Here is a 22,999-nt window from a genome sequence, read left to right as displayed (position 1 = left end):
CAGTGTATTGAAGAATTGCAGGCAAATGGTCCATGCTTAGAGGCAGTATAAGTTTAATCTCCCTTGTAAACCTCCTAAGAATTTTTCTGGTACTTCTCTGACCTTGATATCCTCACCTAAAAACAAGAGCCAATTTGTTATTTCGGTCAATTCTTCAGGCTTATTTACATTGATAAAAGTCTTTAGAATGGCAGTGGTTTGGTAAGGATTCGTATAGGAAATTGAAACTTTTAAAGGATGGTATTTTTTGAACTGGGAGATCGCTTTTGGACCAAGTTCAAGGATCAAGTTGAAAACTTCTTCCTGCTTGCTTAGTTTTTCGTAAATCTTTTTCTTACTTAATCTTTCTTTCGTCTGGAAGGGTTCAACACTTGTAAGTTGATCGACAGCAAAAATCTGCTTTTTTTCTTCCTTTAAGTCAAAGCCTTCAATCAGCCAAAGTCCTTTTTCCTGATAAAGGTGTAAGAGATAAATAGGATAAGTCTTTTCATTGATTGAAATTAATAAATAGCTATCCAAAAGTAGAATTTGGATGAGTTTTTCTAACATAGGATGGGGGAGGTCTGAAAGCTCAAGCAGGTCCGGATTATGGGGGTTGGTCCCTTCAAAAAGCAAAATTTGATTTAAAAGCACTAGATCCTCCTGCTGGTTTTCGGAGATGAGGCTTAGTAATTTTTCAGCTAAAGACTGACGGCTCTTTAGATAGGGGAGCTGTTGATTTCTTGTCGCCATAAAGGCAATAAATAGAGCTTTGACCTCATTATCGGTAAAGCGAACAGCGGGCAGGACAGAGTTGTGCATGACAAAATAACCCCCATCCCTTCCAGTTTCAGCGACAAGCGGCATCCCCATGGCCTCAATTTCCCTAATATCTCTGATCGCTGTCGAACGAGAAATGTTAAATTCCTGCATGATTTCAGAAATGGTAAACTGGGTGCGGTTGTTAATATACCGCATGATGATATTAATCCGTTCAACTTTTTTCATATGGACTCCTAAACAGTATCATTTTTTGACATGATTAAAGGATATGATAGACCCATCAAGTGAAGAAAACAAGTCATTTGATTAATATAAAGAAGAGGATGGTTTTGAATATGGCAGATTATACACTAGAAGAAAAAGATAGCTTTACCGTGATTGGTTTGGGAACGGAGCTTAAGAGCCATTACACAGACTTTGCTGGTTTAAATAAAGAGAAGGCAGATTTTTGGCAGGCAGCTAGCCAAGATGGCAGGCTTGACACATTAAAATCCTTAGCTGTAAATGACTACATTTTTGCCGTGAACGAAGCTGTGAATAACAAGATGATGCATTATGCCGGCGTTATGGCAGAGGCATCGGCGGCACCAGAAGAAGCCAGGGTGATCCAGTTTCCTAAGGGGGAATATTTAGTTGTTAAAGGAGAAGAGAAGACGGTTGACGAATTGAATAATATGCTTGCTGGCATTGCCTTTGGACAAGTTTTGCCAGAAGCAAAGGATTTTGCCTATGTTGGCGGGCCAAATACAGTTGTTGAGATGGGACAGGGAAACGGCTTAGTATATGGTGAAATGTGGATTCCTGTAGTGAGGAAATAAAGAGAGAGAAGGAGTGTGGGAAATGTCCTATATCGTTGATTTTAAAAATGTGTCTACAGTTGGCTTAGAGTCTTCACCTGTAGTAGATGCGCTTGCAGGTTTACGTGCGAATGAAGCCCGTTATTTTATGAATAAATACAAGCATGAATTTACGGTTGTACCAGCCAGTGAGAGCCAGGAGACCCTTGATTATGTGAACCGAATTTTGAAAGAAGAACGTGATATCGAGTTTGCGGCCAAACCTTTAGAAACGTCGCGTTTTCAAGTAGAAAATATTAAAATGGCCTACGTCTTTTATGAAGATGGTCTTGAGGTCAACGTCATGTATACGGTTGATGACCCTAAGCCGAAGCGGGCCGTTGGTTTAAAGCTTTCTGATGGGATGGAGGTACCAAAGGAGTTAGAAGGGAAGTTTAAGTTTGCTAGGCAAAAATCTAAACTAGCTGGAACAATTCGTGGCTCATATTTTGTCATTAAAGGCGAATATTAAAGTAAGCAAAAGGCGCAATGATCAAAAGATGATTGCGCCAATTTCATATTAAGCTTTGAAGCTATCTTGCCATTTAAGTAAACGATTTTCTAAGAAACGGACTATAGAGTCGGATATTTTACCAGCAAGAGCGAAGATGATAATACCTACAAAGACGGTGTCTGTTTGCATAAATGATCGAGCATCCTGGATCATGAAGCCGATCCCTTTATCTGCACCTAACAATTCAGCGACCACTAAGCACATCCAAGCTGCGCTTAAGGATAAGCGTATACCAAGTAATATGTTTGGTAAAGAAGCAGGAATCATGAGTTTGGTGATTTGTTCTAGACGGTTGTACTCTAAAATTTGTGCAACCTCGTAAAGTTTTTTATCGACATTACGAATGCCCAAAAAAGTTTGTAAATAAAGAGGGAAGAAGGCCCCTAAAGCAATCAAGAGCACTTTTGATAATTCACCAAACCCGAACCACATAATAAAAAGCGGTGTAATCACAAGTAAAGGAACTGTGCGTAACATTTGGATACTGGGGTTTAAATACTCTTCTGCTCTTTTTTTCATACCAACTATAACCCCGATTAATAGTCCGAACCCCCCCCCTATAGTAAAGCCAAGAAATGCTCGGGTTAAACTTATTTGCAAATGTTTTGCTAGTTCCCCTGACTGAATAAGTTCATTGGAACGTATAACAATTAACAAGGGTGATGAAAATAATTGAGCTGGCAAAATCCCAACTGAACCTAAAATTTGCCATAAAATGAGTACCAAAACAGGGAGGAACCATCCGCGAACCACAACATTCCTTGTTGTTAATTTTGATTCTTTTTTCGTTAAAGTAATTGCATTGTTCTGAGTAACTGAATGAATTGACATGTATGTCATCCTTTCTGTGGTTTATTAAATAATCCAATCTTCTATGTCATCGACTTTATGGTCGAGGTGATTCAATATGATAGTTCTAAATTCTTGGAAAGCTTTGCCCGTTCTTGTTCTTGGATTTGGTAAATCAATAGGAACGATCGCTTTAATACGTCCTGGATTTGAATCCATTACCACAACTCTAGATGATAAAAAAATCGCTTCATCGATATCATGGGTAACAAGCACCATTGTTGTCTGATTTTGCTCCCAAATTTCTAGTAAAGCTTCTTGAAGATGGGTGCGAGTGAAAGCATCTAGGGCTCCGAATGGTTCATCTAATAATAAAATTTCAGGATTGCGCAGTAAAGCTCTAGCGATTGCCACCCGTTGTGACATTCCACCGGATAGCTGTCGTGGATACGATTTTTCAAATCCCTTAAGTTTAACAAGAGAGATTAAATGATCCACTCTTTTTCTTATATCGGGATCTTTTAATGAAAGGTTGCCTGAAATATTTTTCTCAACGTTAAGCCAAGGAAACAAGCGATGCTCCTGGAAAATGAAGCCGCGGTCTTTAGAAGCTCCATTAATCAACTTATCACCTACAGTAATGTCGCCAGCAAACTCTAAATCCAGCCCTGCAATCAACTTTAATAAAGTACTTTTTCCGCAACCACTGGGACCAATAATAGACAAAAACTCGCCAGTTTTTACGGAGAGATCCAGATTATCTAAAACATGGACACTTTCATCATCATTCCTAAATGTTTTACTTACCTGTTGAATCTTTAACATTCATCATCATCCTTTCTAAAAATAAAAAAGAGATTCAGCGAAATGCCATTTTAGGTCATTTCACTGAATCTCTAGAAGGCTAGTCGATTCGGTTAAATCATTTGATAATAACTTATCATGTATTATTTTGAAATTCAATACCCAACTAAAACAATAGGAATAATAAAAAAAGGTTGACAGACTATTTGCATTATTGTTAAGATTCATTCATACAACGACCTGCTTAACAATTTATCCCAATTTAATTAGAAATGATAAAAATCGACTAGACAACTAGAGATTTAACAAAGAGAAGCCAACGCTCTCCCTTTGTTAAATCTCTTTTTTATTTTTTATTATTAATCTGACTAATTGGATGTGCTAAATGGGATATAAATTCATAAGAAGACGTTGTAAAAACATAAAATTAGGAGGAATATCTCAATGGCTACAAATCAAGCAAAACAATTAAAAGTGGTGCAATTAGCAGGAAGGATTGGTGCAGAAATACAAGGTATTCAATTAAGCAGTGATCTGGATCCAGGTGTATTAAATGAAATTAAACAGGCCTTACATGAGCATAAAGTAATATTTTTAAGAGATCAAATTCATTTAAATGACTCAACTCAAGAAGCATTTGCAAAATTATTAGGCGAACCTTACGCACACCCAACAGTACCAGTTAAAAGTGACACCAACTTTATTTTTGAGTTAGATTCTCAGCTAGGCGCAAAGGCCAATCATTGGCATACGGATGTAACCTTTGTTCCTGAAGTTCCTAAATACTCCATATTAAGAGGAGTAACCATTCCAGAGGTTGGCGGCGATACAGTTTGGGCAAATACAAACACGGCGTATGAAGATCTTCCCGCAGCATTGAAAGAATTAGCAAACCAGTTATGGGCGATTCATTCCAATGAATTTGATTATGCTCAATATAAACGAAGTGACCTAGCAGATGATGAGGTCAGAAAGAACTATCGAGCTGTCTTTGAATCAACGATCTATAAAACAAGGCATCCAGTTGTTCATGTTCACGCCGAAACAGGGAAAAAGCATCTGTTATTAGGAGGATTTGCAGGAAAGATAGAAGGATACACAACAAGTGAATCTGAAAGATTGCTAAGTATATTTGATTCTTACGTTACTCGCTTAGAAAATACAGTCCGTTGGAAATGGAATGAAGGTGACGTCGCCATCTGGGATAATCTAGCAACACAACATTATGCGGTGGCTGACTATGGAAATCATCACCGAGTGGTTCGGCGAGTAACAGTCGGAAAAAATGTACCTGTTAGTCAAAATAATGAAGCGAGCAGACTAATTGATAAGAAATAATTGTAAAGAGAGTGCAATTCTACAATTAGCGGTTCTATAAGGAGAATCATTCCTTGTAGAACCTCTTTTTATCATAGTTATTACAACACGTTGATAGTAGAAGGGAAAATCAAAGGAGGATCTCATGGGAAAAGGGTATCGTAAGTATGCATTTGGATTATTTTTGGCTGTTCTAACTACAGCATTATTAACAGCGTGCAGTTCAGCTGCAGGGAAAACAAATGAGACAAGTAAAAATACAGGCAGCCCGACTACTGTTAATATCGCTTTAAACGGGAAGATGGGGCCTTTAGTTATAGCCAGGGAGAAGGGCTGGTTTGATCAAGAGTTTAAGGGATTGAATGCAAAAGTTCAATGGAGTGAATTCTCTAGTGGTCCGCCGCTGCTAGAATCACTGGCCTCTAATCGGGTTGACTTATCGTTTTTAGGTGATGGTGCGCTTATTGCAGGGATCGATAAAAGTTTACCGTTTGAAGTGATCGGACAAACAAGTTCAGGGGAATCAAATGTTCGAATTTTAGTTCAAAAAAATGGGGACATAAAGAGTATTACTGATTTAAAGGGTAAAACTGTTGGTGTTGCATTGGGTACAACTGCCCAAGTGTATTTAATTAAGGCATTGAAAGCGCATGCTTTAACAACGGGTGATGTTAAATTAATTAATTTACAACCAGATGATGGGCAATCTGCATTTCAATCAAAAAAATTAGATGCATGGGTCGTTTGGAACCCCTATTATCTTAATAATGTTGAAAATGGAAATGCAATTGCGCTTGAAGTGAATAAGAAAATATTAGCTCCTGGAGCTATTATAGCAAGAACAGGGTTTGCCAAAGATCATCCTGAACTTGTTAAAGCTTTTTTAAAGGTTTACAAAAAAGCAGCAGATTGGCAAATCAATAACCCAGAAGAAGCCTCTAAAATATATTCGAATAAAACAAAACTTTCACCGAATATCATTAAGAAAATAATTACAGCAGATAAGCCAAATTTATTATTTACAGAAGATTCCATTAAGGCTCAACAAGATTCAATTGACACGTTAGCGAGTGTAGGTTACATCAAGAAAACATTTAATTTTAAAGAACAAATCCACAATGAATTCATTGATGCCACATTAAAAAAATAAAAACAATAATAATGAAAGGAGCAATGCAAAGCATCATTGCTCCTTTCACTTTTGACGGTATTTTGCAAGTTTCTTAACAATAGTAAATGGGAATAACTATAGTTTACTGTTCTGAAAGGGCAATGAGAATGCACGTTGCTTTTGCCATTGTAACTACTTATATTATGTAGAGGATTGGAGAAACTAATTAGAAAGGAGTGGATAAAATGAGTCCTGCAAAAAACAATATGTCTTTTGTAGAATTAGCCGCAAGCGAAGTATCTAACCTTTGGTCTTCCTATTTAAAGAGCAGTATGGACCTAAGACTTCTTGAATATTTTTATGCAAGCACAGAAAATAACGAAATAAAACAAGTGATAGAAAAGATGTTAAATCAATCTCAAGATAATTTAAATGAACTCAAAGAGATTCTTATCAAAGAGAATCTTACTCTTCCTCTTGGTTTTACCAATGAAGACGTAAGGGTTGACGCCCTCAAAGTATTTTCTGATACATTTATTTTGTATTTTTGTTTTGACCTAACGCACCTATCGATGAGTACATATCCAACTGCATTATCAGATTGCGCCAGAAACGATGTGCGGGATCATTTTCAAAAAAACATTGCATTTTCTGTGAAAATCCAGAATGAAATTGTAGACCTAATGTTATCACAAGGAGTATATTTGAAACCTCCACACGTAGCAATAGATAGTGAGGTGGAATTTGCTGATTCCATGACATATCTCAGTGGTTTTTTTGGTGGGTCAAGACCTCTAAATACTGCTGAAATTGCTAATCTAACTAGAATTGTTCATAGAGCACAGTTTTCAAAAATGGTGTTTGTCACTTTTAGTAAATTAGCGAAGACAAAAGAGTTAAAACAACATTTTAGTAAGGGTAGAGATGGAATCGAAAAAGTATTAGATTCACTTCAAGGGGTTCTTGATAAGGAAAATATTCCGATATCAGCGTCAGGGGACTATAAAATTTCCGATGTAGAGATGTCTCCGTTTTCAGATAAGTTAATGTTGTTTTTTGTGAATACTTGTCTGGGAATATTCTGTTTTGCCATGATAAGTCAGGCTATGACTTCCAGTTTAAGAACAGATATTGTTTCAAAATTAGACCAAATAGCTGACGATATGAAGAAGTATTATGGACAAGGCTTACTTTTAGCGATAAAAGAAAACTGGTTTGAACAGCCTCCGCAAGCAGTCAATAGAAAAGTCTAGGTAGAGATTATAAATAAAATATTACATAGTTTGTGAATAGCATCAATAAAATTAAGAAGGCGATTCTTCAATAGCGAAGAATCGTTTTTTTTATTAAAGTAACGACCTAAGAGGACTAATGACAACAATTATAGAATACTATGTATGTGGTTAAATTTGGATATAGAGGTGTTTGAATGATTTCCAATATCTTAGTTCCATTAATAATTCTTGTTTTAGTGGGTTTTGTAGGTTACTTTTTAAACCGTCTTTTAAGAAATATGTCAAAAAAGAAATATTGATTGATAAATGTTAATTTAGGCCGTCTTTTTTCGCTAACAAACAGAGCTTAGAAACCCTAGTTAAAGGAGAACAACTTAAAATGACACGATCAAATAAGGGGTTTCGTAAATATCTCAGGCGGATTTCTTTAACTGTGGCAATCATCTTAGTTTTCTGTGCTGGAGTTATTCTGTTTATACAGATTTATCCGTTTGAGAAGAGTACAATATTATCAAAAATGGACTATCCTTTAAAGACTAAAACAAAATCTGGAATCCCCGGTGATCCAATTAATATCCTTATTTTAGGGCCTGAGGAGACAATTAACAGATATTTTACAGAGTCAGGGTGGAAAATCCCCGATCCAATAACTGATAAAACGAGTATAAAAATAGCAGTAGATTCTTTAAGTAATTTACCTTATCCCAAAGCTCCTGTAAGTAACCTATATCTATTTGGCCGAAAGCAAGATTTAGCTTTTGAAAAACCAACCAAAACCGTACAAAATAGGGATCACATCAGACTTTGGAAAACAGATACAACAATCCATGGTGAAGAGGTGTGGCTGGGTTCTGCTACCTATGATCAAGGGATTGAACTTAGTGGGAGTACGCATCTGCCCACACATCATATTTCACCTTTTGTGGATAATGAAAGAAATAAAGTTGTACAAGATCTAAAACCATTTATGAAGTCTACACTTGTTGTATCGTTTGATCAGCCTAACCTTTTTGGATTCAATGGCGGCGGAGATTGGTATTTCACGGACGGGAATATTGCAATTATATCGGGAAAGCCTTTGAATAAAAATGATTTTTCTACTCAGTCAATGGCATTATCTTTAAAACATGAAGTGTTCCAAATACTTTCCCCAATCCTTAATTTACTGTGATTAGGGTTAATCAGTTAAATGGCAGTTTAAGCCAGAGTAGTGGGTAAAAAAACGCTGGGGAAAATTCTGCGTTTTTTTTTATGATTGGACGCCATTTCAAGACTATCAGGCGTAATATGAACGGCAGGCTTATAAAGTAATCTTGTCCTATTTGTATTTAATCTTTCAAAGATTCTTCTAGTTTTAACTTCTTTTTTCTAATTATTTTATGGTTTTTATAAAACTAGATTCCTTTGTTGGAGAATTGGATGGGATATTAATCATTTTTATTTACAATAATTTTACAATAGATTAGTTGAATATATGAAAATCTTAGATTATCTTATAAGGAAATAGTAATGTATTAATTGAATAAAGCAGCCCTACACTTTGTTGCGAATGTTAGGAGAGGGCCTACAGGGGATAAAACGATGAGAAAAAAGTTGATCCACGAGTTTTTAAAGCACCTATATTCTGGTTTTATCGGAAACTGGTGCAGTCGTCATTGATCAGATTCAAAGATTAGGAGGAGATGCCGATTGAGTCGCATACTGGAGGTTTTAAAGGTTTCGCTGCGTTTAGGACTTACATCGTTTGGAGGCCAATTGCGCACTTAGGATACTTTCATGAGGAGTATGTGAAACGGCGTAAGTGGCTGGATGAAAAAAATTATGCTGATTTAGTCGCACTTTGTCAGTTCCTCCCTGGGCCAGCAAGCAGTCAAGTTGGGATTGCCATTGGCATACAACGGGCTGGATTAATCGGAGGGCTAATGGCTTGGCTTGGATTTTCATTGCCTTCTGCCATCGCACTCATGTTTTTTGCCTGGGTGCTTAAGGGACTAAACATCCAGCATGCAGGTTGGTTACAAGGTCTAATGATTGTCGCTATAGCGGTTGTGGCACAAGCGGTCTGGGGCATGGCTAGTAAGCTTGCAACAGGGAAAACGAGAGGTACAATCGCCGTACTTTCTGCTGTTGTCACCATGCTGGTTCCCACATCAATGGTGCAAGTGCTCATCATTATCGTATCAGGACTCATTGGATGGAGATTCTTCAAAAACGATACGATGCAAGAGACCCAACAAATGAAATTGAAAATCAGCCGAAAAACAGGCATTGTTTTTCTCACGTTGTTCTTTGCCGTTCTCTTTGTATTACCTCTCTTAAGGCTTGGCATTCATAATCAAGGACTTGCCATGTTTGATAGCTTCTATCGTGCGGGAGCATTGGTTTTTGGCGGCGGTCACGTTGTACTTCCGTTATTGCAACAGGACGTGGTACCAACAGGATGGATGACAAATGCACAGTTTCTAGCGGGTTATGGAGCTGCACAAGCAGTACCTGGTCCTTTATTTACCTTTTCTTCCTACCTTGGTTTTGTTTCTGCGCTCGGTGGCATTATCATTTCCGCACTTGCATAGAGGTTTCGTTGCCTTAGGGCTTCCCTAAGAAAATGGTATATGGAAAGCGGATTATAAACGAATCCGAATTATCGCAATCAAGAAATAATAGTTTGCAAGACTTCCTTAAAAAATAAATGAAGGAATTATAGATCAGACAGAGAAAGAAGTTAGATGAATATTATTTAACAAAAAGAGTTTGATCAAGCAGTATGAACGAGGTGTAAATGATGGCAGAAAATGTACTCACAAAACTTTTGAACATTGAGTATCCGATTATACAAGCCCCAATGGCTGGAGGGATCACAACTTCAAAATTAGTAGCTGCGGTTTCAAATTCCAGTGGGCTGGGAATGATTGGGGCAGGCTATATGACCCCATTGCAAATCCGAGAACAAATTAGAGAGATTAAGCAATTAACATCAAAACCTTTTGGCATCAATCTTTTTGTACCTAACGAATTTCAGGTAACAGAGAATGAACTGATATCCGCACAACAGAAATTAAACCAGATTCGTAAACAACTGAATCTACAGCCAAAAGAATTCATAGACATACCAGCCGTTACTAATGTTTTGAATAATTTTATAGAACAAGTCCAGATTTTAATCGAAGAAAAGGTACCTATTTGTTCTTTTACCTTTGGCATTCCTTCTAAGCAAGTGATTGCTGAATTAAAACAATCAAACATCATTCTTATCGGAACGGCAACAACTGTTAGGGAAGCAGTGGAATACGAAAAAGCAGGCATGGATCTTGTCGTTGCCCAAGGCAGTGAAGCTGGTGGACATCGGGGGAGCTTTATCAATGGGGAACAGGAAAGTTTAATTGGTCTGATGTCTCTAATTCCGCAAGTTGTTGATGTTGTGAGCATTCCAGTCATTGCAGCTGGAGGAATAATGGATGGAAGAGGGTTACGGGCCTCGATTTGTTTGGGAGCAAAAGGTGTACAAATGGGTACAGCTTTCCTGACATGCGTGGAAAGCGGTGCACATCCTGTATATAAAGAAGCAATCCTGCATGCTAATGAAAACGACACTGTTTTAACTCGATCCTTTTCCGGAAAATGGGCAAGAGGTATTAAAAATGAATTTATTTTAAAAATGAACGATTACGAACCGTCCTTACCAGAATATCCTATTCAAAACACACTCACTCAGGATATTAGAAAAACATCTGCTTCACAAAACAATCCAGCTTTTATGTCGCTCTGGTCAGGTCAAAGCCCAAGACTAGCCAAAAGTCAAACCGTTGAATCGCTCATCAAAAGTGTGATCTCAGAGGCAGAATAAGTTGAACGAAAAATGAATGGAAGCCGAAAAATAAAGATTAACTTGTCCAATCCTTTTAATGTCACCTTCATATATATAGATAGAATAAAAATTTTGTTATATCGATATATATTTATGGAGGGAAAGAAGATGTCTATGACACTTCATGAACGCTCGATGCATTTATTGAAAAAAAGAATCCATAGCCCGAGGTTTAAAGATAAATTCAATTTTATATTCCTTGGTGATAGCAGAGGGCGTGGAAACAAAGATGGTTGTTTTACGATGAGTGGTGAATTTGAACTTGTTTTAAAAAAGGCAGTTGAACTAGATCCGCTGTTTATTGTTCACGGTGGGGACACTGTTTTTACAGGTGAGATTGCCTACTTGCAGGACTTTGTTCGCGTAGTTGAAAAGTTTGCGCGTGACATTCCTGTATTTGTTGTTTTAGGAAATCATGATGTTCCAAATCAAAATCCAATCAATCTTGAAAATTTCGAGGCTATTATCGGAAAGGTACATTGGGTAATTAACATCCCAAGTGCAAATTTTCGTTGCATTGCTGTGAATAATGTAAAAAGTCTAACCGGGCCATCAAAATATGGTTTTACTGATCAAGAGCTCAATATTTTACAGAAACATTTACAAAATAATCCACGAAATACGGTTGTCGCTATGCATGCAGAACCAGAAGTTGGCAGGTGGACAGGGCTGGATGGGTTTCCAGTAAACACGGCAGAAAGTCAAAGGTTTTTTGATTTAATTCAGCAGCACCATGTTAAAAAAGTTCTAGTTAGCCATGTACACGCATATGACGAGCAATTTATCATGAAAAATAGCAATGGGACTGTTACTACTGGAAACGGAATCGATTTTGTGTTGTCAGGTGGCGCTGGAGCAGTGCTTGAAAATGATCCAAATTTGACTTTGACTTTAATTGATTTTCACTTTGTTGAATTTTTTGTAGATAAATCTAAAATTCTAGGACCACTTCTTTGGAGAGTATTTGGTACTCCAAGAAAGCCTTGCATATGAAAAATCGCTTATGAAACAGGCACCATCAAATTTCCAGATGGTGCCTGATCACGATTATTCCTAGAGACTTCTAATTTCTTCTTCTGCTAATCCGGTTAATTCGGCAACTTCAGAAATGGGTTTTCCTTTCTCCACCATTTTTTTGGCTATTTTCTGGATGCCGAGCTCTATTCCAACTTCAATTCCTTCTTCTCTTCCCATTCTGTGATAGCCCTTAAAATTATTCAGAAGATCGCGAAGTTCTTTTAAGCGAGCTTCATATTCAACCAAATTTTTCTTTTTCGAGCTTAGATTTTCCCACTCTATTAGCGCTTCTCGCACTTCTTCTATATTCATCGCCCATTCCTCCAGTTCAGCCAGCATTTCTTCGTCCAATTTTTTTCGTTGGACATCGGCAGCTGAAAGCATCATTAGCCATGGCAATTCCTGATGATTTTTCTCCTTCAGTTTACTTCGGTATTTTTTTCATTGTAACATGAAGTTACTTAAATCAATTAAATGAATTTCAAACAGATTAGACCATAAAAATCCTCCCTCATCCTCTCGGATATGAAATACCGTATGAAAACGCTCTGTTTCACTTGAAAATAACGGATAATTTAAAATGGGAATAATAATAGTAGGGGGAAGGTCTAAATAAGAATCTCCGGATTTTAAGCTTGAGGAAAACATTCGTGACCAGTAGTAAAGTGTGCGTTCGGGCATATTTTGCTGATTGATAAGCTGAATTTCGATATTAATTCGTTCTCCTAGAGATGTAAAAACAGTGACGTCAAAAATGACTGTTTTTCCGTCCGATCTGTCCTTTACAGATTCTGTATTCTCAAAATGCAAATCTGTAATCCAATCATCTCCTTTTCTGCCCAAATAATTGCTTGAACATAAAATCCAATTTTAAATCGAGGTATTCTTTTTCCATTGAGGACCTTCCTTTCGGGGATTTGTTTGATGAAGCATTGGGGGGGAAGTGTGGTAATGGAAGTAAATCCATCTTTAAAAATAATTCGATACGAACTTGGCATTCTCCTTTTTTATTTTTCCAAAATTCGCTATCATTTAATTATCAAAAGTGTAATTTTTTAGAGAGAGGGAATTATCATGCCATTGGAAATTGTTCGCAATGATATTACCAAGATGAAGGTCGATGCGATTGTGAATGCTGCAAATACGGTATTGAAAATGGGCGGGGGTGTATGCGGAGCTATTTTTAAAGCAGCGGGTGCCATTGAACTGCAGGCGGCATGTGATGACATCGGCGGCTGCTCGATCGGACAAGCCGTTATTACCGATGCCTTCAAGTTGCCGGCAAAATATATCATTCATACACCAGGTCCCATTTGGCAAGGTGGTTCTAATCAGGAAGCAGAACTTTTAAAATCATCCTACAAGAATTCTTTGATTCTCGCGGCAAAAAGCGAATGTAAGTCCATAGCGTTTCCATTAATTTCGTCAGGAATCTACGGTTATCCAAAGGAGGAAGCCTTACAAATTGCAGTTTCCACCATTGGTTCTTTTTTATACGATCATGACATCTTGGTATACCTCGTCGTTTTTGATAGCAAGTCCTTTGGGTTAAGCAAAAAGCTTTTTTCATCGATTCAGCAATATATTGATGAGCATTATGTAGAGGAAGCCGAGATCTATTTTAGCCGTAATCGAAATGAAGAACCTTTTGCGATGGAACAATTGCTAGAAGCTGAGAGGATTGAGTGGGATCTTCTCGAAAAATCGGAGGAAGGACTTAAGAAAAGAAATTTACTAGATCTCGTGAACCAGCTCGATGAATCATTTTCAGAGCGGCTGTTGCGGTTGATTGATGAAAAAGGGTTGACAGATGTTGAAACCTATCATCGGGCAAATATTGACCGCCGCTTATTCTCAAAAATTCGCAATGGAGTCCATTATACACCAAAGAAGAAAACAGCCATTGCCTTTGCCATGGCCTTAAAATTAAATTTAGATGAAACGATCGATTTGTTGGCGGCTGCGGGTTATGCGTTATCCCGCAGCAATAAATTTGATGTTATTGTCGAGTACTTTATTCAGGATGGCAACTACAATATTCACGAAATAAATGAAGCTTTATTTACGTTTGACCAGCCTTTGTTGGGAGCCTAAAATGTCGCATGTAAAGCGACCAATTCTGAACACCGCTTTGTTATCCTAATTATAGTAAATGAATGGAGGATGACAAAGATGAAAAAGAACATAACAGAATTGGTTTTCATTTTAGACAAGAGTGGTTCAATGGCCGGGCTAGAAGCCGATACGATTGGCGGTTACAACGCCATGCTGAAAAAACAGCAAAAGGCGGAAGGAGAGGCGATCGTCACCACCGTTTTATTCGACCATGAGTATAAATTATTACATGATCGAATCAATGTGAGAGGCATATCTCCCATCACCAGTGATGATTATGAGGTAGGAGGTACAACGGCCTTGCTCGATGCCATCGGTTTTACCATTCAAAAAATCGTGAATGTGCAAAAAAGAACAAATGAGGCTGTACGGGCCAATAAGGTGCTATTCGTCATTACAACAGATGGATTGGAAAATGCCAGCCGCGAATTTACGGCGTCCCGAATTAAAAAAATGGTTCAGCATCAAAAAGAAAAATATGGCTGGGAATTCATGTTTTTAGGTGCGAATATTGATGCCATCTCAACAGCCAAACAATTTGGGATTGACGAAGACTTCGCTGTTGATTACCATGCTGATCCTATGGGAACACAATTAAACTATGAAGTTGTAAGCGAAGCTGTCATGAAGATTCGAAGCGGCAAGAAAATTGATCGAAGCTGGAAAGAAGAGATTGAACGAGATTATCATCGCCGAGGTGGAAACCGATAAATTTACAGAAGTGAATAAAAGATTTTGTCATCACTTGCTTTTTTAATTCCATGAGGCTGATTCAAAAAAGTCGTCTTTTAACGACATTTTGAATCAGCCTCATTTTTTAACTTAAGGAATAGTTAATTTTAGAATTTTATAATAATTCCGTAAGTTTGTTTGTCTGGCTCTTTAGAATAAATGAGAATTTAATAGTTTGACAGGAAAAAATTTTAAACGCATACAAATTATGACAAATTACATCCTGTTCAATCTACTAAAATATACATAACTACGGATAACTTCGAAAAAAGCTCTAGACAATCAGGCGAACGGAGTGAGGGTAATGGAAAATGGAATACGTGAAATAGTCGAAGATGTGGGAACTAGAAGGTCCGATACACATACAAAGACAAGTGGAAGGAAAATTGGTATCACAATTGGCGGTATCATTGTGGCAGGAGCACTCGCAATAGGGGGCCTCTCCTATTACCAAGCAACCCGATTTAATTCACATATCACCATTAATGGCACAAACGTTGGTGGACTGACGGCTGACCATGCATTACAAAAGTTAGGATCCTCTGTCCTAAAAAACGAAGTCTATGTCGGTAAAGAAAAAATTTATGATGGAAAAGATTCGATAATAGGGTTTACAAGTACGGATTTGTCTAGCGTTAAGAAACTATTAAAAAGCCAGGAGACGTTTTGGCCGTCCTCAAAGGCGGTAAATTACTCTCTGACACCAATCAAAGTGGATCAACATCAAAGCGAAGCTACAATAAAAGAAATTGAAAACAAACTCCTGGAAATGAATAAGAGTTTAAAAGCACCTCAAGATGCAGTGGCTCATTTGGATCAGGGGAAAATTGTGGTTTCCCAAAGTGTTAATGGAGATCAATATGATGTCCCTAACTTGGTAAAAGATTTCGAGAAACAGAAATACAAAAGTGTCATCCATCTAAATCCCCAATACATACAGCCAGCAAATGAAGACAGTCCGATTGTGAAAAAGCAAGAGAAATTACTGCAAGACCTTCTAGATCGGACGGTAAGTTATACAGTACAGGGCCAGGTATATACGCTAAAAGGCAGCGATGTCATTAAAAATTGTTCAGTAACAAATGATGGGCAGTATACGTTTGATCCTAGCGATATTAAAAATGAGATTTCGAATATTAATGCTACGCAATCAACCTTAAATAAAGATTTCCAGTTTAAGACCCATACAGGTGCGGTTATTACCGTGAAAGGACAAACGTATGGCTGGGCCATGGATGTTGATAAAGAAACAACGCAGATTCAGAATGCCTTTAAAAAAGATCAAAATGCAATCACTGCCGCCAATTTTTATGGGAATGGCTGGAACAAAAAAGCGATCGGGCTAAACAACACGACAAACAATGGAATCGGTGACACCTATGCGGAGGTATCGATTCAAGAACAAAAGATTTGGCTTTATCGAAATGGTCAAATGATACTCACCACTAATGTTGTAACCGGCAGACAGGACGTAGGTGAAAGTACCCATCCTGGTGTGTGGTATATCCTTTATAAAGAATCACCGTCAATCCTTGAGGGCAGTGAATATGGAATGGCGCATTATCGTGTTCCAGTCTCATATTGGGCTCCTTTTACAAACGACGGAGAAGGATTTCATGATGCCAGCTGGCGGAGAAACTGGTCAAGTACGGCCTATATTCATAATGGATCGGGCGGCTGCGTAAACACTCCGCCAAGCATTATGCAAACAGTCTATAACAATCTCAGTACGAATGAACCGGTTATTGTTTATTAAAATCGAAAAGTATATAAGTGAAAAGGGCTTTGAGGATTGATACTCTGAGCCTTTTTTCTGCCTTGGTGCTTAGTCCAATAAAATAGAGAGAAGGGATGCAGAATGGATAAACTTCCCCGACAATTCAAAATAGGTTTGGGGTATATAGTAGCAAGTTTGATTGTTCTATTTGGATTTTATCACTCTCACTTGCCAACCCATACAAAAGAGCACCCTATAAAAAGTGAGAAGAAAGCTAGTACTGTTAATTGGTTAAAGCCTTCTGGAGGGACATATCCAGTAATAAGCCAAAACGATTCCGTTTGGATAAAAGTTTCTAAAGAAAAACAACGAGTTTATATTATGAAAGGCAATAAGACGATCTATACAATGATTTGCTCCACTGGTCTAGATACTAGTCCCGACACTTCAACCCCTGAAGGAACTTTTTACATCCAGAAGGAAAGAGGGACAAGCTTTTATAATGCAGGTGAAAAAGAGGGGGCTAAATACTGGGTTTCATGGAAAAACCATGGTGAGTTTTTATTTCACTCGGTGGCAATGGACAAAAACGGTAATGTGATTCCAAGTGAAGCGAAAAAGCTTGGTCATAAGGCATCACATGGTTGTGTCCGCCTGGCTGTTCCTGATGCAAAATGGATATATGATCATATAAGATACAAAACGAAGGTTGTAATAGGCTGACAAAAAGACAGCTATTTTTCAAGTTAAAATAGTAGTTTAATTTTCCTGTGTGTACTAGATTTCCAATCTTATAAATATGATAGTAAGAAAAAGTGGTACCTGTGTTAAAGATATTGAAGATTTGGTTTTGGATGGGGGAAGGGGATGACCGTTCATGTCGTAGGTAGTGGTGAGGATCTGTGGTCAATATCAAAACGGTATCGTGTTTCCATTAATTCGATTATGAGTGTAAACGGGTTAACATCTGCTACAGCCCTTGTTACTGGTCTAGCACTTTATATACCAGACAATACATTGCCAATACGCGTCTATCGAATAGAAGCAGGTGATGATATTTGGAAATTAGCCAAAGCCTTTAACTCCAACCTTTCAACCATAGAAGCTGCTAATCCTGGAATTGATCCAAAACATCTGCATATCGGTCAAATCATTCATATTCCTTCTCCAATTAAATTAAAAATGAATATACTTGGGTTTTTAGTTCCTTCGGAGATAACGACAACGCTTTCATTAATCGAATCACTATCCAAACAGCTTACCTATTTAGCGGTAGTAGCTTACTCATTTACAAATCAGGGTTTTGCTTATAATCAAATAGAGGATTCCGCGATTGTTTTGAAATGCAAACAAGTGAACATTACACCATTATTGATGATCCGAAACTTTACGACTCAAGGATTCAGTCCTGAACTGGCAGGGGGTGTTTTGGAAAATCAAACTTATCGTGAGAATTTAGTAGCAAGCATTGTTACACTGACAAGGCAAAGAGGGTTTGAAGGTGTCAGCCTTGATTTTGAATTTATTCCACCAGCAAGAAGAAATGATTTTAATTTGTTTTTAGCAGACTTAAAGAGTGCATTAGGTGACTTACTTTTACAAGTGAATGTTCATGCCAAGGCAGCGGATTTACCCACAAATCGGATTGTCGGAGCTTATGATTATGCAGCAATAGGCAAAGCGGCGGATCTTATGGCGGTCATGACGATTGATTATGGTTACCCGAGCGGCCCGCCCGCTCCCATCGCACCATATGAATGGATCGAACAAGTGATACAGTATGCACTCACACAGCTTCCTCCACAAAAATTATTAATGGCGTTGCCGTTATACGGATATGACAAAGATGCCACAACCTATACAACACGCGGATTATCGGTCCTTGCTGCACAAAATCAAGCGATTTCGAAAAGAACAACGATTCAATTTGACAACACGGCTAAATCCCCATGGTACCGCTATTGGCTCGGCACGAAGGAACATATTGTTTGGTTCGCAGACATTAGAAGTTATACTGAAAAATATAATCTTATTGACATATACAAATTGGCTGGATTAACTTTATGGCAAATCAGTTTGTCGGCACCTCAGCATTGGGCATATGTAAGTAAAAATATATCGGTTTTAAAGAAAAGTTAAATTTTAAGTCCTTTAGAATCGATGGGGGTGTGGAAATAAAAAAAGCCTTGCTGCTAAAATTAGAGCAAGGCTTTTTTAAAACAAATTTAATCATTGTTTGGATCTTTATCTTTATCGAACCATAGCGGTTCCTTATCATCAACAAAACCATTGTAGTTGATAAAGACCTCTTCTCCTGCTTTTATGTCTTTGTAGGCATAGAAGTCAAACGTATTGTTCGGAAAGTTAATCTCATATCTGGCATTAGGCTCATACGAATGATTAAAAAGCATACCATATCCGAGCAAGAGCGCAGTATGCTTACTGCCATACTCGAACGCATAATCTGCAAGTAAAGTTTTTTCAATATGAACATGTTCCTCATTTGGATATGGAAGGACTGGAGCTTCATGGATCAGCTGACCTTTCGCTATATCAACGGTTGCAAATACGCCTCGATTAAATTCTCCATCGCTTATGGAAGATGTCTTAATTTCTAAAATGTTCATCACCTGTAATTTCTATAATGTTTTTTATCCCTTTCATCTTAACAGCTTTTTATATAAAAGTTAATAAAACTTTTTTTACGATTTAACATATGCCTTCAATTGACCCAATATTTGCACACATTCATATGCTTCTCGAATCAGATTTTCCCTGCAAGTAAGAATGGTAGTTTTTATATGATTTAATTCAGCTTCCCCTACAGTTAATTTCTTCTCCAGATCACATTTTAAAGCGTACATTTCCTTTTCCAATGCGTATAAACCAGATTTTGGAATACCTTTCTTTGGATCAAAAGAATATTGTTTTTCAATTTGTTTCCGCCATTCTATAAGATCATTTATAAAGGGCCCAAACCCAGGTACATTCAATAATGATTGTTCCGAAATATCTTTAGCTGTTTCAATTCCATATGATTGAAGAACGGCTAATCTGCTAGGTCCAATATGATTAATATTGCTTGATTGAATCGTAAATCGATCAAGAAATTCATTAAGCTGATGGTTTCTCTGATCTTTTTCAAGTTGCTTCAGTTTTTTGTCATGAAGGAATGGGATTTCTTCGTATTTTGATTTGTATTCTTTCAATTCACTTAGTTTCGTATAAAATTGATCAGCCCCGGCATTTTTTTTCCAGCGTTTTAAGACAGATTCCCATTTTTGATTTATGTTTTCATATCCTGTCTGAATTTTCTTAAACCGATTCGTTTTTATTTTTCTTGATCCAACAAGAAAAGAAACGATAATTCCACTCAGTGGATAAAAACCCATGCCTCCATAAACAGTTAGCAAAATGGAAATGAAACCGATCATGATTGCTTGTGAAATTCTTATCATTTTTATCCGTTTGAAATTTCTTCCTGCCTGGATAATTTCTTCTAATGGCGTATAGAAATACGTATATGGATCAGGCAATTCTTGATTGAAAAGGGGAGGGATATGACTTATTCTTTTCCAAATTAAATCCAATTGAAAGGAATTGTTATGGTTCCAATTTGGATGAATAATAGTTGAAAATAATACTAGCCCTGTTTTCGTTTCATATTCACACCAGGGACATTGATGATGAGCCCTGGTGTATGTATGGGCTTGATTTATTGGACAATGAATGAATTCTTTATTTAACTTTTCAAGAGCATCAATCCATTCAACTGCTTTTGGTCGATTGTTCGTACTTGCTTGGGAAAATGCCTTTTCAAAGAGGGCGGCCAAGTCCTTTGAATAAAAATCAAGAGGAAGTGTACCTAGCGGTTGTTTTATTTGATTTTGTTTGGCATTTTTTCCGTAAGCAAAACGATACTGCTCGATTGCTTTTTCAATGGGCATTTCTGTATTACCAGAACCTATTAATTGCCCGGAAAAGGGATGCCTTCCCATAAATAAAAGCTGAAATATGATAACAGCTAAGCCAAAAAGATCGTGGTTGGTTGTACGGATTCTATTGGATAATGATTTAGATTGTAATTCAGGAGGTTGATGTGTTCCAACTCCAACATGACACAAAAATACATTTCTATCCCTGCCAATTTGAAAACTGTCGCAGTCAATTAGTTTGATTGTACCGTCATTTGATACCGCAATATTAGCGTGGTTAACATCTCCAATTACTTGACCACTATCATGAACCACAGCAAATGCACGTGCAATATTTGCTGCAGTATGGATGAGAAAGGGGAGACTCACATGATCGAACACATTGAGCCGATTTTTTGGACTATAAAGAATATGAATCTCTTTTCCATTTGCAGCGGGCATTAAAAAACCGATAATTTTATCATTTTCATTTTTTACTGTCTCAGTTGGCCAAGCGGTATATCTTAGGAGTCTTTCATTTTTCAATTTCGTCATTAAGGTGATCTTTTTTGAACGTTCTTCATCATACTTGTGGTAGATTTTTAGGACAGTACCAGGATTACCTTGAACCTCATAAACTGTACCTTCGCCGCCTTTACCAATCACTTTTCCAATATTTATAACGTTTCCATGACTATCTTTATATATTGGACTGTTCGTTTTAGTCGCTGTCAATCGTCTCAACCTCTTTTCGGGAGGCTAATAATAACGTTTTGTCATCATCTGTTTTTTCATTGATTTTTTCAGAGCTAAGAAATTGTTCTAAGGATGAATTCAAATTTTCGCCATTCTCCACTTTTCTTAAAACCTGAAACATTGGCTTGAAAAATGGATTATGAACCGTTTTTGTTTGATAGTGGAGTGATAAATGCTGAATGCCGTCCGTAAACAGAGAAACTTCTTCGATTCTCTTTGGTAAAACATCAAATTGGATATTTTTTTTAACCTTTGAGTCTGTAATAAAAAAGGTGGTGTTTTCGTACTCGCCTTTATCAGGCCAAAAGGTCCAATTATAATTTTCTCCACCATTTTCTAACTCTGGATCAAGAACGACAATGGCTCCGTCCCCAACTTGAAAAAAAGCAGCATGGTCGTTTCCGACAACAGCTGCTACGAAAGTGCATGCAAATTCTCGAACGGTTACCTGAAAATCTTTTGCATGGGAACTTATTATGTCTTGATATTGGTCAATCCAATTTTCAAAAAATGACCTCTCTAAATCTTTTACACGTCTCTCTTCAGCAAAATATTTAGACAATTCTTTTACAAATAATGAACACGCAATAGATGATCCCAGATCAGAAAACTCAGCACTGCCGGCACCATCGGATACAACTGCAACAAGTACTTCTTCACCGTATGCATCTTGTACGACCTGACACTTGCTTGAATCTTGGCAGGGGGAGTGTAAATTCTTATGTGAAGATCCAAGCACTGATGCATAACTGTATTTCCAATTGTTTTTTGTCATCATTCAATCAATCCCCATCCACCTGGTGTTACTGGGTTTTCCAGTGGAACTGAATCGCCTGGAGTTGATCTTGAAACAGAACTTAATGAATTGGATAGCCAAGAAAATAAATCTCTGAATCGCAACCCATCTAATTTAAGAGGGTCTCTGACAGAAATTTGCTTTAGAATATCCATATTTGCTCCTTCAACCCCAACAGCAAAAAACATAAGAGATTTATTAGACTCAGCATCTTTAATTAAATTTGCAGCTTTTTGCCAACGGTCAGTAGGTGCTCCATCGGTAATTAAAAACATCCAAGGCCGATAATAGGAAATCCCGTTTTCTCTATATTTTTCTTTCCTTTGTTGGATCAGTTCAATCCCTTTTTCGATTGCTTCGCCCATTGGTGTCATGCCATCTGCTTTAAGGGTTGGAGGGATAAATAGATCTGCTGTTTGGAATTCAGTTTGAACGTTTACAGGACCAAAACTTACAACTGATAATTCTATCCGTTTTAGACTCATCGAATCCGCCATAAGTTCATCTTTAAACGTTTGTAATCCCTTATTTAATTCATCAATACGTTTTCCTGACATGGAATTTGAGGTATCAAGTAATAATACACAAGGGCAGCGGGGTTCAGGATTTTCTGCAAATTCTACGCCATCAAAAGGAACTTGATCAGTAAAGTCAAACAAAATAAAACACTCCCTATATCGTCATTTTTTAATAGATTATTTATTAATCACTGCAAAATC

At 37.4% G+C, this 22,999-nt stretch carries 23 protein-coding genes; 14 read left to right on the top strand and 9 right to left on the bottom strand.

Annotated features, from left to right (window positions below; translation table 11 throughout):
• Positions 1–36 precede the first annotated feature (36 nt).
• A complete protein-coding gene (locus tag RCG17_RS00410; protein WP_308173348.1) occupies positions 37–987 on the bottom strand; it encodes a helix-turn-helix transcriptional regulator in 951 nt (316 codons plus the stop codon).
• A 110-nt stretch (positions 988–1,097) separates the two neighbouring features.
• Between RCG17_RS00410 and RCG17_RS00405 the strand changes: the two genes are divergently transcribed.
• On the top strand, positions 1,098–1,580 hold the full coding sequence (locus tag RCG17_RS00405) for a GyrI-like domain-containing protein (protein ID WP_308173347.1): 483 nt from the start codon (positions 1,098–1,100) through the stop codon (positions 1,578–1,580).
• A gap of 22 nt (positions 1,581–1,602) precedes the next feature.
• Positions 1,603–2,070: a DUF8821 family protein gene (locus RCG17_RS00400; RefSeq protein ID WP_308173346.1), complete on the top strand. Its 468-nt coding sequence runs from the start codon at positions 1,603–1,605 to the stop codon at positions 2,068–2,070.
• 48 nt (positions 2,071–2,118) lie between these two features.
• On the opposite strand, the gene RCG17_RS00395 is transcribed toward RCG17_RS00400, so the two are convergent.
• Both RCG17_RS00395 and RCG17_RS00390 read right to left on the bottom strand, forming a co-directional pair.
• Positions 2,119–2,943, bottom strand: coding sequence for an ABC transporter permease (locus RCG17_RS00395; RefSeq protein WP_374120883.1), 825 nt, complete (start codon positions 2,941–2,943; stop codon positions 2,119–2,121).
• Between the two features lie 24 nt (positions 2,944–2,967).
• Complete coding sequence (locus RCG17_RS00390) at positions 2,968–3,726, bottom strand: ABC transporter ATP-binding protein (RefSeq protein ID WP_308173344.1); 759 nt, start codon at positions 3,724–3,726, stop codon at positions 2,968–2,970.
• A 423-nt stretch (positions 3,727–4,149) separates the two neighbouring features.
• Here RCG17_RS00390 and RCG17_RS00385 point away from each other — a divergent pair, with 423 nt between their 5' ends.
• From RCG17_RS00385 to RCG17_RS00355, 7 genes are all read left to right on the top strand, one after another.
• Positions 4,150–5,043: a TauD/TfdA dioxygenase family protein gene (locus RCG17_RS00385; RefSeq protein WP_308173343.1), complete on the top strand. Its 894-nt coding sequence runs from the start codon at positions 4,150–4,152 to the stop codon at positions 5,041–5,043.
• Positions 5,044–5,167: 124 nt separating this feature from the next.
• The gene (locus tag RCG17_RS00380; RefSeq protein WP_308173342.1) at positions 5,168–6,172 is read left to right on the top strand and encodes an ABC transporter substrate-binding protein; all 1,005 of its coding nucleotides are present in this window, start codon (positions 5,168–5,170) and stop codon (positions 6,170–6,172) included.
• A gap of 206 nt (positions 6,173–6,378) precedes the next feature.
• The gene (locus RCG17_RS00375; protein WP_308173341.1) at positions 6,379–7,386 is read left to right on the top strand and encodes a DUF3231 family protein; all 1,008 of its coding nucleotides are present in this window, start codon (positions 6,379–6,381) and stop codon (positions 7,384–7,386) included.
• Positions 7,387–7,747: 361 nt separating this feature from the next.
• Positions 7,748–8,539, top strand: coding sequence for an LssY C-terminal domain-containing protein (locus RCG17_RS00370; protein ID WP_308173340.1), 792 nt, complete (start codon positions 7,748–7,750; stop codon positions 8,537–8,539).
• Positions 8,540–9,050: 511 nt separating this feature from the next.
• Positions 9,051–9,941: a chromate efflux transporter gene (gene chrA, locus RCG17_RS00365; RefSeq protein WP_308173339.1), complete on the top strand. Its 891-nt coding sequence runs from the start codon at positions 9,051–9,053 to the stop codon at positions 9,939–9,941.
• 209 nt (positions 9,942–10,150) lie between these two features.
• Positions 10,151–11,212, top strand: coding sequence for an NAD(P)H-dependent flavin oxidoreductase (locus RCG17_RS00360; protein WP_308175730.1), 1,062 nt, complete (start codon positions 10,151–10,153; stop codon positions 11,210–11,212).
• Between the two features lie 129 nt (positions 11,213–11,341).
• Complete coding sequence (locus tag RCG17_RS00355) at positions 11,342–12,226, top strand: metallophosphoesterase family protein (protein ID WP_308173338.1); 885 nt, start codon at positions 11,342–11,344, stop codon at positions 12,224–12,226.
• 60 nt (positions 12,227–12,286) lie between these two features.
• On the opposite strand, the gene RCG17_RS00350 is transcribed toward RCG17_RS00355, so the two are convergent.
• On the bottom strand, positions 12,287–12,649 hold the full coding sequence (locus tag RCG17_RS00350; protein WP_308173337.1) for a hypothetical protein: 363 nt from the start codon (positions 12,647–12,649) through the stop codon (positions 12,287–12,289).
• Between the two features lie 42 nt (positions 12,650–12,691).
• Positions 12,692–13,060, bottom strand: coding sequence for an Rpn family recombination-promoting nuclease/putative transposase (locus RCG17_RS00345; protein WP_308173336.1), 369 nt, complete (start codon positions 13,058–13,060; stop codon positions 12,692–12,694).
• A gap of 264 nt (positions 13,061–13,324) precedes the next feature.
• On the opposite strand from RCG17_RS00345, the gene RCG17_RS00340 reads away from it, so the two are divergent.
• From RCG17_RS00340 to RCG17_RS00320, 5 genes are all read left to right on the top strand, one after another.
• Positions 13,325–14,344 (top strand): macro domain-containing protein, encoded by a 1,020-nt coding sequence (locus tag RCG17_RS00340; RefSeq protein ID WP_308173335.1) that lies wholly within the window; start codon positions 13,325–13,327, stop codon positions 14,342–14,344.
• A gap of 78 nt (positions 14,345–14,422) precedes the next feature.
• The gene (locus RCG17_RS00335) at positions 14,423–15,076 is read left to right on the top strand and encodes a vWA domain-containing protein (RefSeq protein ID WP_308173334.1); all 654 of its coding nucleotides are present in this window, start codon (positions 14,423–14,425) and stop codon (positions 15,074–15,076) included.
• 325 nt (positions 15,077–15,401) lie between these two features.
• The gene (locus RCG17_RS00330; protein WP_308173333.1) at positions 15,402–16,853 is read left to right on the top strand and encodes a L,D-transpeptidase family protein; all 1,452 of its coding nucleotides are present in this window, start codon (positions 15,402–15,404) and stop codon (positions 16,851–16,853) included.
• A gap of 102 nt (positions 16,854–16,955) precedes the next feature.
• Entirely contained in the window at positions 16,956–17,537 is a 582-nt protein-coding gene (locus RCG17_RS00325; protein WP_308173332.1) for a L,D-transpeptidase, read from the top strand.
• Between the two features lie 144 nt (positions 17,538–17,681).
• Positions 17,682–18,953 (top strand): glycosyl hydrolase family 18 protein, encoded by a 1,272-nt coding sequence (locus tag RCG17_RS00320; protein ID WP_308173331.1) that lies wholly within the window; start codon positions 17,682–17,684, stop codon positions 18,951–18,953.
• Positions 18,954–19,039: 86 nt separating this feature from the next.
• On the opposite strand, the gene RCG17_RS00315 is transcribed toward RCG17_RS00320, so the two are convergent.
• From RCG17_RS00315 to RCG17_RS00300, 4 genes are all read right to left on the bottom strand, one after another.
• Entirely contained in the window at positions 19,040–19,435 is a 396-nt protein-coding gene (locus tag RCG17_RS00315; RefSeq protein WP_308175729.1) for an SET domain-containing protein, read from the bottom strand.
• 81 nt (positions 19,436–19,516) lie between these two features.
• The gene (locus tag RCG17_RS00310) at positions 19,517–21,463 is read right to left on the bottom strand and encodes a helix-hairpin-helix domain-containing protein (RefSeq protein ID WP_308173330.1); all 1,947 of its coding nucleotides are present in this window, start codon (positions 21,461–21,463) and stop codon (positions 19,517–19,519) included.
• Positions 21,450–22,262: a PP2C family serine/threonine-protein phosphatase gene (locus RCG17_RS00305; RefSeq protein WP_308173329.1), complete on the bottom strand. Its 813-nt coding sequence runs from the start codon at positions 22,260–22,262 to the stop codon at positions 21,450–21,452. Before RCG17_RS00305 ends, RCG17_RS00310 begins: the two co-directional genes overlap by 14 nt.
• Entirely contained in the window at positions 22,259–22,939 is a 681-nt protein-coding gene (locus RCG17_RS00300) for a vWA domain-containing protein (protein WP_308173328.1), read from the bottom strand. The genes RCG17_RS00305 and RCG17_RS00300 overlap by 4 nt, the downstream gene beginning before the upstream one ends.
• Between the last annotated feature and the right edge of the window lie 60 nt (positions 22,940–22,999).

The sequence above is a fragment of the Neobacillus sp. PS3-12 genome, assembly GCF_030915385.1.
Taxonomy (GTDB): Bacteria; Bacillota; Bacilli; order Bacillales; family Cytobacillaceae; genus JAEVLT01.
This window is presented reverse-complemented; position numbering and strand designations above follow the sequence as displayed.